The organism is Streptomyces fumanus, from assembly GCF_014655295.1.
Taxonomy (GTDB): Bacteria; Actinomycetota; Actinomycetes; order Streptomycetales; family Streptomycetaceae; genus Streptomyces; species Streptomyces fumanus.
In genome coordinates, this window is record NZ_BNBI01000001.1 from 427892 (window position 1) to 441163 (window position 13272).

Annotated in this window: 10 protein-coding genes; 4 read left to right on the plus strand and 6 right to left on the minus strand. The window is 73.9% G+C overall.

The window, feature by feature from the left end; translation table 11 throughout:
• Positions 1–60: 60 nt before the first annotated feature.
• The 4 genes from IE316_RS01855 to rplU all read right to left on the minus strand — a co-directional run bounded on the left by IE316_RS01855 (position 61) and on the right by rplU (position 3951).
• A complete protein-coding gene (locus IE316_RS01855) occupies positions 61–1620 on the minus strand; it encodes an alkaline phosphatase D family protein (RefSeq protein WP_190202290.1) in 1560 nt (519 codons plus the stop codon).
• A gap of 201 nt (positions 1621–1821) precedes the next feature.
• Positions 1822–3258 carry a GTPase ObgE gene (obgE, locus tag IE316_RS01860; RefSeq protein WP_190202291.1) on the minus strand — a complete coding sequence of 479 codons (1437 nt, stop codon included), beginning with the start codon at positions 3256–3258 and terminating at the stop codon, positions 1822–1824.
• A gap of 103 nt (positions 3259–3361) precedes the next feature.
• The gene (gene rpmA / locus IE316_RS01865; protein WP_190202292.1) at positions 3362–3616 is read right to left on the minus strand and encodes a 50S ribosomal protein L27; all 255 of its coding nucleotides are present in this window, start codon (positions 3614–3616) and stop codon (positions 3362–3364) included.
• Between the two features lie 14 nt (positions 3617–3630).
• Positions 3631–3951, minus strand: coding sequence for a 50S ribosomal protein L21 (gene rplU, locus IE316_RS01870; RefSeq protein ID WP_004931419.1), 321 nt, complete (start codon positions 3949–3951; stop codon positions 3631–3633).
• Positions 3952–4191: 240 nt separating this feature from the next.
• Here rplU and IE316_RS01875 point away from each other — a divergent pair, with 240 nt between their 5' ends.
• Entirely contained in the window at positions 4192–4794 is a 603-nt protein-coding gene (locus IE316_RS01875; RefSeq protein ID WP_190202293.1) for an acyltransferase, read from the plus strand.
• 188 nt (positions 4795–4982) lie between these two features.
• Here the strand turns inward: IE316_RS01875 and IE316_RS01880 are convergent, their stop codons facing one another.
• Together IE316_RS01880 and IE316_RS01885 are read right to left on the minus strand one after the other, a co-directional pair.
• On the minus strand, positions 4983–9371 hold the full coding sequence (locus IE316_RS01880) for a ribonuclease E/G (protein ID WP_190202294.1): 4389 nt from the start codon (positions 9369–9371) through the stop codon (positions 4983–4985).
• Between the two features lie 277 nt (positions 9372–9648).
• Entirely contained in the window at positions 9649–10422 is a 774-nt protein-coding gene (locus tag IE316_RS01885; RefSeq protein ID WP_190202295.1) for a TIGR03936 family radical SAM-associated protein, read from the minus strand.
• 410 nt (positions 10423–10832) lie between these two features.
• Between IE316_RS01885 and IE316_RS01890 the strand changes: the two genes are divergently transcribed.
• The 3 genes from IE316_RS01890 to IE316_RS01900 all read left to right on the plus strand — a co-directional run bounded on the left by IE316_RS01890 (position 10833) and on the right by IE316_RS01900 (position 13264).
• Positions 10833–11951: an SDR family oxidoreductase gene (locus IE316_RS01890; protein ID WP_190202296.1), complete on the plus strand. Its 1119-nt coding sequence runs from the start codon at positions 10833–10835 to the stop codon at positions 11949–11951.
• Positions 11952–12029: 78 nt separating this feature from the next.
• Positions 12030–12302: an acyl carrier protein gene (locus IE316_RS01895; RefSeq protein ID WP_190202297.1), complete on the plus strand. Its 273-nt coding sequence runs from the start codon at positions 12030–12032 to the stop codon at positions 12300–12302.
• A complete protein-coding gene (locus IE316_RS01900; protein ID WP_190202298.1) occupies positions 12302–13264 on the plus strand; it encodes a ketoacyl-ACP synthase III in 963 nt (320 codons plus the stop codon). The genes IE316_RS01895 and IE316_RS01900 overlap by 1 nt, the downstream gene beginning before the upstream one ends.
• Positions 13265–13272 lie beyond the last annotated feature (8 nt).

Here is a 13272-nt window from a genome sequence, read left to right on the forward strand (position 1 = left end):
GGCTGAGGAAGGGCTGAGAAGGGGCTGGGACGGTGAGGGGTCCCAGCCCCGCCGGGCGGCTCAGACCAGGTCGACGCCGGGCCGGCCGGCCCGTACCCGCAGCTTGGCCAGGGTGCGGGGGGTGGCCCGCGGCTTCAGCACGGTGTCGACGACCCGGACCCGGGCGTCGATGCGGTCGCGGCGGATGTCGAAGAGGTGGTAGCCGCGGTGGGCGTCCAGCAGCTTCCAGTGCGGGTTGTCGGCCCGGCGCGGGTCCCACTCCTTCTGGAAGGCGGCCTGGTCCTGGTCGCCGTTGCTGGAGACGGAGGTGCCGACGAACTCGGCGCCGACGACCGCGGAGTCCGGGTCGGCGTAGTCCTCCTTGAGGTCGCTGACCATGGTGAGGTGGCGGTCGCCGGTGAGCACCACGGGGTTGGCGGTGCGCTTCAACTCGGCCAGCAGCCGGTTGCGTTCGGCCTGGTAGCCGTCCCAGGCGTCGTAGTACCAGAGCTTGCCGGGGCCCACCTGGAGGTCGGTCTCGGCCATCATGATCTGCGAGGCGATGAGGTTCCAGCGGGCGGGCGAGGTGCGCAGCCCGTCGATCAGCCACTGCTTCTGCCGGGCCCCGAGCATGGTCAGCTTCGGGTCCTCGGCGCCCTCCTGGGTGGTCGCCTGGTCGCTGCGGAACTGCCGGGTGTCCAGCACGTTCAGCCGGGCCAGGCGGCCGAACTCCAGGCGGCGGTACATGCGGATGTGCGGCCCGTTGGGGACGGCGGTGGCGCGGACCGGCATGTGCTCGTAGTACGCCTGGTACGCGGCCGTCAGCCGGGCCACGAAGGCGTCGTGCGCCTGCTTGCCGGGGTCCTGGGGGACCTCGCCGGCGTAGTCGTTGTCGACCTCGTGGTCGTCGAAGGTGACGACGAAGGGGGCGCCGGCGTGCATCGCCGCGAGGTCGGGGTCGCTGCGGTACTGGGCGTAGCGGTTGCGGTACTGGACCAGGCTGTAGGGCTCGCCGGTGCCCTCGTGGCGGCGGACGGCGGTCGCCGACGGGGTGGACTCGTAGATGTAGTCGCCGACGAACAGCACCACGTCGGGGTCCTGGTCGAGCATGTCGGCGTACGGGGTGAAGTAGCCGTGCTGCCAGTTCTGGCAGGAGGCGAGGGCGACCCGCAGCGAGCCGCCGGAGCTGTCGCGCGCCGGGGCGGTGCGGGTGCGGCCGGTGGGCGAGAGCTGCCCGCCGACGCGGAAGCGGTACCAGTACGTCCGTCCCGGGCGCAGTCCCCGGACGTCGACGTGGACGCTGTGCCCGTACTCGGGCCGGGCCTGGGCGGTGCCGTGCCGGGCTATCTTGCGGAACCGGGCGTCCTCGGCGAGCTGCCACTCGACGCGCACCGGACGGTCCGGCATGCCGCCGCCGTGCAGCGGGTCGGGGGCGAGCCGCGTCCACAGCACGATGCCGTCGGCCAGCGGGTCGCCGGAGGCGACGCCGAGCGTGAACAGGCCGTCGGGCAGTTGGGGTTCAGCGGCGCCGGCGGTCGAGGGCAGCCACAACTGGGTGGCGGCGGCGGCGCCGACGGCCGCCGCCGAGGCGGTCAGCAGCCGGCGGCGGTCGGGCGATGCAGGTCCGGTCACTCCGGTCATTCGGCGGAACTCCCTTGCCACGGGGCCTTCGGAACAACCGGAAGCTCCCATGCCGCCGGGGACCGCCCGCTGAACCGGGCGAGGCGAGTGCATGACAACAGAACGGACAGCGGGAAACCCGCCGCGGCAGGGGAACGAGCCCTTGCCCCGACGGGTCCCCGGGGTGTTCAGCGGGCGAACGGACGCACCGCGCGCACGGTCCTAGAAGGGCTCGAAGCCCTCGAACTCCTGCTCCGCCTCGTCGCGTTCGGCCTGCTTGTCCCGGCGGCGCTGGGCGGCGGGCCGCGGCGCCTCGAAGCGGTGGTCCTCGCCGCGCCGGCCGAGCATCTCGGCGCCGGCCATCATCGACGGCTCCCAGTCGAAGACGACCGCGTTGTCCTCGGGGCCGATGGCCACGCCGTCGCCCGCGCGGGCACCGGCCTTCATCAACTGCTCCTCGACGCCGAGGCGGCCGAGGCGGTCGGCGAGGTAGCCCACGGCCTCGTCGTTGTTGAAGTCGGTCTGCCGCACCCAGCGCTCGGGCTTCTCGCCGCGCACCCGGAACAGCCCGTCCTCCTCGCGGGTCACGGTGAAGCCGGTGTCGTCGACGGCCTTGGGCCGGATCACGATCCGGGTGGCCTCCTCCTTCGGCTTGGCGGCACGGGCCCCCGCCACCAGCTCGGCGAGCGCGAACGACAGCTCGCGCAGCCCGAGGTGCGCCACGGCGGAGACCTCGAAGACGCGGTAGCCGCGCGCCTCCAGGTCGGGCCGGACCATCTCGGCCAGCTCCTTGCCGTCCGGGACGTCGATCTTGTTCAGCACGACCAGGCGCGGCCGGTCGTCGAGCCCGCCGTACTGCCGCAGCTCCTCCTCGATGATGTCGAGGTCGGAGACGGGGTCGCGGTCGGACTCCAGGGTGGCGGTGTCCAGCACGTGCACCAGCACGCTGCACCGCTCCACGTGCCGCAGGAACTCCAGGCCCAGGCCGCGGCCCTGGCTGGCGCCCGGGATGAGGCCGGGCACGTCGGCGATGGTGTAGACGGTGGACCCGGCGGTGACGACGCCCAGGTTGGGCACCAGCGTGGTGAACGGGTAGTCGGCGATCTTCGGCTTGGCCGCGGAGAGCACCGAGATCAGCGAGGACTTGCCCGCGCTCGGGTAGCCGACCAGCGCCACGTCGGCGACGGTCTTCAGCTCCAGCACCACGTCCTGGAGGTCACCGGGCTCGCCGAGCAGCGCGAAGCCGGGGGCCTTGCGCCGGGCCGAGGCCAGCGCCGCGTTGCCGAGCCCGCCCCGGCCGCCCTGGGCGGCGACGTAGGAGGTGCCGTGGCCGACCAGGTCGGCCAGGACGTTGCCCGCCTTGTCCAGGACGACGGTGCCGTCCGGCACCGGCAGGATCAGGTCCTGCCCGTCCTTGCCGGAGCGGTTGCCGCCCTCGCCGGGCTTGCCGTTGGTGGCCTTGCGGTGCGGGGAGTGGTGGTAGTCCAGCAGCGTGGTCACGGACTGGTCGACGGTGAGGATGACGTCGCCGCCGCGTCCGCCGTTGCCGCCGTCGGGGCCGCCGAGCGGCTTGAACTTCTCCCGGTGCACGGAGGCACAGCCGTGGCCTCCGTTACCCGCGGCGACATGCAGCTCGACGCGGTCCACGAAGGTGGTCATGGGATGTGCCTCCAGTTACGTACGGGTGTTTCCTGATGTAACACGCGAAAGGCGGACCCGCTTCCCCGGGGGGAAGTGAGGTCCGCCTCGCGAAAGTGTCCGGTCAGGCGACCGGGACGATGTTCACGACCTTGCGGCCACGGTGGGTGCCGAACTGCACCGAACCGGCCTCCAGGGCGAACAGCGTGTCGTCGCCACCGCGGCCGACACCGGCGCCCGGGTGGAAGTGGGTGCCACGCTGGCGGACCAGGATCTCGCCCGCGCTGACGACCTGACCGCCGAAACGCTTCACGCCGAGGCGCTGAGCGTTGGAGTCACGACCGTTCCGGGTGGACGATGCGCCCTTCTTGTGTGCCATCTCTCCTCAGTCCCTTACTTCGCAGCCGCGGGGATCTCAGTGACCTTGATCGCCGTGTACTGCTGGCGGTGGCCCTGACGACGGCGGTAGCCGGTCTTGTTCTTGTAGCGCAGAATGTCGATCTTCTGGCCCTTGTGGTGGTCCACGACCTCGGCCTGGACCTTGATGCCGGCCAGCACCCACGGGTCGCTGGTCACAGCGTCGCCGTCGACAACGAGCAGGGTCGAGAGCTCGACCGTGTCGCCAACCTTGGCGGTGGAAATCTTGTCAACCTCAACGATGTCACCGACAGCAACCTTGTGCTGGCGGCCACCGCTGCGCACGATGGCGTACACGCGGATCTCTCTTTCGCTCGGAGAACGGCACCCCCGCAGGCCAGCCGCCCGGCAACGGACACGGACGGCCTCTCCCGGACACCGGGGCACCCGGAAGGAAGAAGGTTTACGGGGATGTGGCGTGCCGATGGACACGCCGACGGTCAAGGTTACGGGGACGGCGTACGGGGGTCAAACCGGCCGGGCGCCGCCCGGTCCGCCCGCTCACCGCACCAGCCACAGACACCGGAAGGCGAACACGTGAACTACAGGGTCCAGCCCAGCGCGCAGGTCGACGAGAGCGCCGAGGTCGGCGCGGGCAGCAGCGTCTGGGACCTGGCGCAGATCCGCGAGGACGCCCGCCTGGGCGAGGGCTGCGTGATCGGCCGCGGCGCGTACGTCGGCCCCGGCGTGCGCATGGGCGCCAACTGCAAGCTGCAGAACTACGCCCTGGTGTACGAGCCGGCCGAACTGGGCGACGGCGTGTTCATCGGCCCGGCGGTGGTCCTCACCAACGACCACGAGCCCCGCTCGGTGGACCCGGAGGGCCGGCAGAAGCGCGGCGGCGACTGGGAGGCCGTCGCGGTGCGGATCGCCGACGGGGCGTCCGTGGGGGCCCGCTCGGTGTGCGTGGCGCCGCTCACCATAGGCCGCTGGGCGATGGTCGCCGCCGGGTCGGTCGTCACCCGGGACGTCCCCGACTTCGCCCTGGTGATGGGCGTGCCCGCCCGGCGGGTCGGCTGGGTGGGGCGGGCCGGCGTCCGGCTGGCCGAGCGCCCGGCCGAGCCCGGCGTGTGGGAGTGCCCGCGCACCGGCGCCCTGTACGACGAGAAGGACGGGAGCCTGCGGGAGCGGGCCATCTGACCGGGCGGCGCCCCTGCCGTCCGGGTGCCGGTGACGTGCGTGCACGGCGGTGGCGGTCCGCTCCGGGGCCGCCGGGGGGCGGGGCGGGCTGGCAGCGACCCGGACTCGGCTCGGCGAGGGCGGGAAACACGCCGGGCGCCGGCGGACCGCGCGGTCCGCCGGCGCCCGGCGCTTGTGGACGACCCCGCTCAGTCCTCCGTGGAGGCCGAGACGGACGGTGCCGTGCCCTCGGCCGCCGCGGTCTTCTTCGCGGTGGTCTTCTTGGCGGTCGTCTTCTTCGCTGTGGTCTTCTTCGCCGTCGTCTTCTTGGCCGCCGTCTTCTTGGCGGCGGTCTTGGTGGCCGCCGTCTTCTTGGTGGCGGCCTTCTTCGCCGTGGCCTTCTTGGCCGCCGTCTTCTTCGCGGCGGTCTTCTTGGCCGGGGCGGGCTCCTCGACTCCGGCGACCTCCGGGGCTCCGGTGGCCTCGGCGCTGACGGGGGGCTCGGGAGCCCGCGAGGCGGCCTCGGCGTCCGGGGTCACCGGGGCCTGGGCGGCCTCGGGGGCCTCCGGCTCCGGGGTCGACGGGACGACCACGACGGCCGCCTCCACCGGGGCGGTGGGCGCGGTGGCCTTCCGTACGGCTCGGCGCCGGGGGCGGGCCGGGGCGGCGGGCTCGGGCTCCGGGGCCGCGGCGGGTGCCGTCTCCTCGGGGCTCGGCTCGGGCGCCGGGGCCGGGGTCTCGGCGACGGTCACCACGGCGGCCTCCGCGCCCGCCGGCGAACCGGCCGGTGCGGACACCTTCCGGGTCGCCCGGCGCCGCGTACGGCCCTTGGGCGCGGCGTCGGCCTCGGCCGGTGCCGTCTCGGCCCGGGCCTCGACCCGGGGCTCCTCCGCCGGGGCCTCGTCCGCCGGCGAGCCGACGACCGGGTCCTCGACGGCCGCGGGTGCGGCGGGCGCCTCGGCGACCGCCTCCGGCGCCACCTCCCGCGCGGCCTCCGCCTCGGCGGTGACCTCCTGCGCGGTGGGTGCCGCCGGCCGCTCCGCCTCGGGCTCGGCCACGGGCTGCTCGGCCCGCGGCGCCTCGCCGCGCGGGGCGCCCGCCGGGGCCGACGCCCGCCGGCTCGCCCGGCGGCGGGTGCGCCCGCGCCGGGCCGCGGCCTCCGCCTCGGCGACGCTGCTGAACAGCTCCTCGTCGGGGGCGAACTCGGGAGCCGGCAGCGCGGCCGGCGCGGCCACCTCCGCGGCGACCTCGGCCTCGCTCTCCGCCTCCTGCTCCGCCGGTACGGCGGTCTCGACGGCGGCCACGGCCTCGTGCTCGTGCTCGTGGTGCTCGCCGGCACCGGCGCGGGCCCGCTTGCGGCGCTTGCTCCCGCCGTTCCCGGCGGCCGACGGCTGGTCGAGGTGGACGATGACACCCCGGCCGTTGCAGTGCACGCAGGTCTCCGAGAACGACTCCAGCAGCCCCTGGCCGACCCGCTTGCGGGTCATCTGCACCAGGCCCAGCGAGGTCACCTCGGCGACCTGGTGCTTTGTACGGTCCCGGCCCAGGCACTCCAGCAGGCGCCGCAGCACCAGGTCCCGGTTGGACTCCAGCACCATGTCGATGAAGTCGATGACGATGATGCCGCCGAGGTCGCGCAGCCGGAGCTGGCGGACGATCTCCTCGGCCGCCTCCAGGTTGTTCCTGGTGACCGTCTCCTCCAGGTTGCCGCCCTGGCCGGTGAACTTGCCGGTGTTGACGTCGATGACGACCATCGCCTCGGTCCGGTCGATCACCAGCGAACCGCCGCTGGGCAGCCAGACCTTGCGGTCCAGCGCCTTGGCGAGCTGCTCGTCGATCCGGTACGTGGCGAAGACGTCGACCTCGCTGGTCCACTTCTGCAGCCGGTCGGCCAGGTCGGGCGCGACGTGCGAGACGTACCCGTGGACGGTCCCCCAGGCGTCCTCGCCGCTGACGATGACCTTGGAGAAGTCCTCGTTGAAGATGTCGCGGACCACCCGGACGGTCATGTCCGGCTCGCCGTACAGCAGCGTCGGGGCGTTGCCGCTCTTGGCCTTCTTCTTGATGTCCTCCCACTGCTGCTGGAGGCGCTCGACGTCCCGGCGCAGCTCGTCCTCGCTGGCGCCCTCGGCGGCGGTGCGCACGATGACGCCCGCGTCCTCGGGGACGATCTTCTTGAGGATGGTCTTCAGCCGGGCCCGCTCGGTGTCGGGCAGCTTGCGGCTGATGCCGGTCATCGAGCCCTCGGGCACGTACACCAGGTAGCGGCCCGGGAGGGAGACCTGGCTGGTCAGGCGGGCGCCCTTGTGGCCGATCGGGTCCTTGGTCACCTGGACGAGGACCGACTGGCCGGACTTCAGGGCCGACTCGATGCGGCGCGGCCCGTTGGCCATGCCGAGCGCCTCGAAGTTGACCTCACCGGCGTAGAGCACGGCGTTGCGGCCCTTGCCGATGTCGATGAAGGCGGCCTCCATCGACGGCAGCACGTTCTGCACCTTGCCGAGGTAGACGTTGCCGACGTACGAGGTGGCCTGCTCCTTGTTGACGTAGTGCTCGACGAGCACCCCGTCCTCCAGGACGCCGATCTGGGTGCGCTCGCCGTGCTGGCGGACCACCATCACGCGCTCGACGGCCTCGCGGCGGGCCAGGAACTCGGCCTCGGTGATGATCGGCACCCGGCGGCGGCCCTGCTCGCGGCCCTCGCGGCGGCGCTGCTTCTTGGCCTCCAGACGGGTCGAGCCCTTGATGGACTGCACCTCGTCGGACGGCTCGGCGGCCTTGCGGGGCTCGCGGACCTTGACGACGGTCCGCTCGGGGTCGTCGGCGGACGCCTCGGCCTCACCGGAGGCGTCACCCGCGCGCCGGCGGCGGCGCCGGCGACGGCGGCTGCTGCTGGAGCCGCCCCCGTGGTCGGACTCCTCGGACGGCTCCTCGCCGTGCTCCTCGGTGTCCTCCTCGATCTGCTCGGCGGTGTCCTCGGCGTCCTGCGCGGCCTGCTCGGCCTCGATGTCGTCGCCGTCCGCGTCGCCCAGGTCGCCCCGGCGACGGCGCCGGCCGCCCCGGCGACGGCGGCGCCGCGAGCCGGTCTCCTCGGCGTCGGCGTCGGTGTCGTGGTCCTCGCCCGGCTCGTCCGCCTCGGCTTCCGCGTCGGCCTCGGGCTCGGGCTCGGGCTCCGGCTCCTCGGTGACGGGCTCGGCGGCCCGCTCCTCGCTCTCCTCACCGGCGCTCGCGCCCCGGCGGCGACGGCGGCGGCGCGAACCGGAGGGCTGCTCCTCGGGGGCCTGCTCGGCGGCCCGGGTCCGCTGCGAAACCGTCGGCTCCGCTTCCTCGGGCGCTTCCGGCTCGTCCACGCCGGCGGCGTGGGCGGCGGCCTCCGCGGCGGCCCGCTCGGGCGTCTGGAACTTGGGCTCGGCGAACACCGGCGGCTGGAACAGCGCCACGGCGGGCCGGGCCGGACGCGCGGGCGCCTCGGCCGCGCCGCCCTCGGCACCGGCCGCGGGCGCGGCGAACCCGCCGGCGGCCTTGCGGACGGTCCGCCGCCGCGCCCGCCGCGGAGCGGCCTCTTCGACGGCCTCGGTCTCGTCACCGGCGGCTTCCGCGGCGACCGCCTGCTCGGCGGCGGCCCCGCGCTTGCCGCGCCGGGTGCTCTTGGCGACGGCGGGAGCGGCCTGGGCCTCGGACGCGCCGGGGACCTCGGGGGCCTCAACGGCCTCAGCGGCCTCGGGGGTGCCTTCGGTCGCGGTCTCGGCGGTCACCTCGGCCTCGGCGGCCTCGGCGGCCTTGCGGGACCTGCTGCCCCGCGCGGACCTCGTACGGGTACGCGGAGCCTCCGCCTCGGCCTGCGGGGCGTCGGCGTCGCCCTGCGGGGCTTCCGCGGCGGCCGGCGCGGTCTCCCCCGCCTCGGCGGTCTCGGCGGTCTCGGCGGCCGGCGCGGTGACCCGGCGGGTCGCCCGGCGGCGGGTGCGACGCGGGGCGGCGTCCTCGGTGGCGGCCGGTGCCGCAGGCGCCTCGGGCGTCTCGGGCGTCTCGGGAGCCTGCGGCTCCTCCGTCGGCTTCGGCTCGGTGACCGTCGTCTCCGCCACGGCGGCGTCCGACGGCGCGGAGACGCTGCGGGTGGCCCGGCGGCGGGTGCGCTTGGGGGCGGCACTCTCCTCGGCGGCGGGCGCGGGCGCCTCGGCGGGCGCCGGTGCGTCGGCGGCGGGCACCGCGGGGACGACGGTCTCGGCGGCCCCGGCGGCGGCCGGAGCCCCGGCGGGCGCGGAGGCGCGGCGCACGACGCGACGCCGGGAACGGGTCGCGGGCGCGGGCTCCGCCACGGCGGTGTCCTCGGTCTCGGCGGCCGGTACGGCCTCGGCGACCGCCAGTTCCTCGGCGGCCTCGGAGGTCTCCTCCGTCTCGTCCACGACCTCGGCGACGAGATCGGTGCCGGCGGCCGGAACGGCCGGCTCGACGGTCTCCGCCGGGGTGCCGGAGGAGGCGGCCGGCGGACCCGCCGGCCGGGACGCGGCCCTGCGCCGGCGGCGCGGCGGCAGGGTGTCGCTGGGGGTGTTCGCTTCGGAGCCCGGGGCGGACTCTGTGGATTCGGTCGGTTCGAGCATGCGGGCGTTTCTCCCGTCAGGCTCCCGGGCGCCGCGCCTGGGTCCGGGATCGACCATGTCGACCGCCGGTGACGTCCACGGCTCGCGCACTGCGCGGATGCCGCCGTCCGGGGCGCGGGCGCCGCTCGGAAGCTCTCTGTGTCCTGTCTCGCCGGTTCCGTACAACCTTGTCGCGTACGGCCTGGCGAAAGTCTTCTGGTCGGTGCGCTGCCCGACCCAGGTGGCTCCCGAGTTCGAGGGCGGCGCTTACGACGTCCGTCCCTTCGCGGGACCTTCCTTACACCGGCGCCGTCGCGGCGGCAGTCGCATCGGCCGTTGACAGGGCCTGCGCTGCCTCGCGGTCGGGCGCGAGCGGGTCGGTCACCGTGCCGGTCTCTTCATCGAACAGCCCCTGCGCCAGCCTGGTCACCGCTGCGGGGACCGGCGGCGCCAGGTCGGCCACGGCGCGGAGACCGGACAGGACGTCGTCGGGTCGTACGGCAGGCGTCACGTGCCGAACAACCAGCCGCAGTATCGCACAGGGCTGGTCGCTCGGCCTATCGGCCGCCGCACTCGGCGGGGTCACGCTCTCCAGGTGAGCGACGGCGGGGCGGGCGTCGAAGGTGCGGACGCCGTTCTTCGCGCGGCGCTGGACCTCGACGCTCCCGGCCGCGTTGAAGGCCGCCACGGCCCGCTCGGCGTCCGCCGGGTCGACGCCCGCCAGCTTCAGCTCCCATACGGAGGCCGTCAGCCGGTCGGCGAGCCCTGGGGTCCGGGCCTCGACCGCGTCGACGATGTCGAGGCCCGCGGGCATCGACTCGTCGAGCAGGACTCTGAGCCGGTCCGGGTCGCGCGGCTCGGTGAGCGCGATCTCCAGGTACTCCGCCTCACTGCCCGTGCCGGTGGGTGCGGCATTGGCGTACGACACCTTCGGGTGCGGGGTGAACCCCGCCGAGTACGCCATGGGCACCTCGGCGCGGCGCAGCGCCCGCTCGAAGGCGCGCTGGAAGTCGCGGTGGCTGGTGAACCGGAGGCGGCCGCGTTTGGTGTAGCGCAGTCGGATGCGCTGCACCGCGGGAACCGGCGGCGGGCCTTCGGGCTGTCGCTTGCCCAGTGTCGTTCAGTCCTTCGTGAGAACGGTCATACTCCTCTCAAGAGTACGTGCCCCGTTTCCGGAAGGTTCCCACCGGTCCGCCACCGGTCCGTTCCGGACCCCGTCGCGGCACCCCCGGGCGGCGTCCGCCGCGCGTCGGCCCGTACCGCCCTTTTCATGGTCTCAGGACGCATTTCATACCGTGCGTTCATGCGTTTGTGAGATTTTCGGAACAAGAGTGTGCGGTGCGCCGTGTGCGCCGTGTTCTCTGCAGCGCGAATGCGACCCCCCGCACCCACTGGTGGACACTGTCCCCCTTAAACCTCGTGAGGTGCGGGGAGTATTTGAAGCAGAACCTAATATCGCCTGCGCTGAAATGCGGTGTTGGAATGACCAGTTCCCCGATCACCGACGATCTGCGACTGCCGGCGGAGATCGACGCGTCGGCCCTGCCGGATGTTCCCCAGCGACCGCCCGAGAGCATTCTGCTGACCGGTGCCACCGGATTCCTCGGCGGTTTCCTGCTCGCCGACCTGCTGGACGCCACCCGTGCCCGGATCCGCTGCCTGGTCCGGGGCGAGTCGGTGGCGCAGGCCCGGGAGCGGCTCGCCGACCAGTTACGCGACCGGGAGCTGCCGGTGCGCCTCATGTCCCGGGTCGACATCGTGCTCGGCAGCCTGGCGAAGCCGAGATTCGGGCTGACCGACGAGGAATTCACCGATCTCTCACGTGACATCGATGCCATTTACCACTGCGGTGCCTGGGTCAATCTTCTGGCGAGTTATCCGATCCTGCGCGGCTGCAATGTGTCGGGCACCCGGGAAATCCTGCGACTGGCGACCCGGACCCGGCGCATTCCCGTGCATCACGTCTCCACGATGGGGGTGATCGGAGCGGACCCGGTCGCCGGGACCGGTGTCTCCGGGTACTGCGCCACCAAGTGGGTCGCCGAGCGGTTGGTCGCCGGGGCCGGGGACCGCGGCACGCCCACGACGGTGTACCGGCCCGGGGTGATCCTGGCGGACTCGCGCACCGGCCTGGTGGGGCGGTCGGACTGGTTCGTCCACCTGACCATGGCGAGCATCCGGGCCGGCTGCGCCCCCGACCACCCGGGTCTGCTGCCGGTCGGCACGGTCGACTTCACCAGCCGGGCCATCGTCGACCTGTCCCTGAGCCGGAGTGCGCGCGGACAGGTGTTCCATGTGATCGACCCCGAGCCGCTGCCCTTCCGCTCGTACTTCCAGGGCTTCGCGGACGCGGGCGCCGACCTCCCCCTCGTCCCGTTCGACACCTGGCTGGAGCGGCTCCGCGACGCGGGCGACGCGGTTCCGCGCAGCACCCTGCGGCTGGCCGGCGAGACCCTCCGGCAGATGATGCCGGCCCCGGGGCGGGACACCGCCGGCCCCACCGCGGCGGCCACGCACCGCGCCCCGCCCGCGCTCGACACCGCCTACTTCCGGCGGATGCTCACCTTCCTGGACCGCGAGGTCATGCTGCCCGCCCGGTGACCCGCAGGCAGCACTCCGGTCCTGTCACCCGTCCCACCCGTGTCCCCTCCCCCACCTCTGCTCAGCATGGAGTTCCGCATGTCTCCTTTCACCCTGGAAGACCTGACGGCGATGGTGGCCGAGATCGCCGGCGCCGAAGCGGCCCGGGCGCTCTCCCGGCATCCGGCCGACGCGCCCTTCACCTCGCTGGGGTTCGACTCGATGACCGTCATCGAACTGGCCGAACGGATTCAGGAGCGCTACGGCGTCCCCATCCCGGACGAGGCGGTGCACGACCTGCGCACCGTCCGGCGCACCCTCGACTACGTGAACGACCGGGCAGCCGTCGCCGCGGCGGACGGAGCCCGCTGATGGCCCCGGGCGCGGGGCGGCTGACCGGCATCGGCGCCTACCGCCCCGGCGGACTGCTCACCAGCGCCGAACTCGACACCCGGTTCGGCCACGAGAGCGGCTACATCGAGCAGATCACCGGCATCCGGACCCGGCTGAAGGCCGACCCCGACGACACCTTCGTGGAGATGGCCGCGCAGGCGGCGGACAAGGCCCTGGCCCACGCGGGCCTGCTCGCCGGCGACCTGGACTGCGTGGTGTTCTCCTCCGCCAGCAGCGTCGGCCGGGCGTCCTGCCGGGCCCCCGTCCTCGCCCACCGCATCGGCGCCGACCGGGCCGGCGGTTTCGACGTCAACGGCGGCTGCGCCGGGTTCAGTTACGGGCTCACCCTGGCCTGCGGACTCATCACGGCACAGCAGGCCCGGCAGGTCCTGGTCGTCGCCGCCGAGCGGCTGAGCGACATCGTCGACCCCGACGACTGCGGCACCCTCATGGTCTTCGGCGACGCCGCCGGGGCCGCGGTGGTCAGCGCCGCCGAGCACGGCGGGATCACACCGGCGGTGTGGGGGACCCACGGCCCCGGGGAGCCCTGGATGACCAGCGCCCCGCCCAAACCCGGGGCCAACCGCCCGTACATGCACATGGACGGCACCCGGGTGGTCCGCTGGTTCGGTTCGCACATGCCGCAAGTGGCCCGGGACGCGCTGGATGCGGCCGGGCTCACCTGGGACGACATCAGTGCCTTCGTGCCGCACCAGTGCAACGGGCGGCTGATCGACGCGATCGTGCGCAGACTGCGTCCGCCCGCGCACGTGGCGGTCGCCCGCAGCATCGTCACCGACGGCAACACCAGTTCGGCGTCCATCCCGCTGGCCCTGGAGTCGCTGCTCGCCTCGGCCGCCGTACGGCCCGGCGACAAGGCGCTGCTGCTGGGCTTCGGCGCCGGGCTGACCTGGTGCGCCCAGGTGGTCGAACTCCCGTAAGGAGCAAC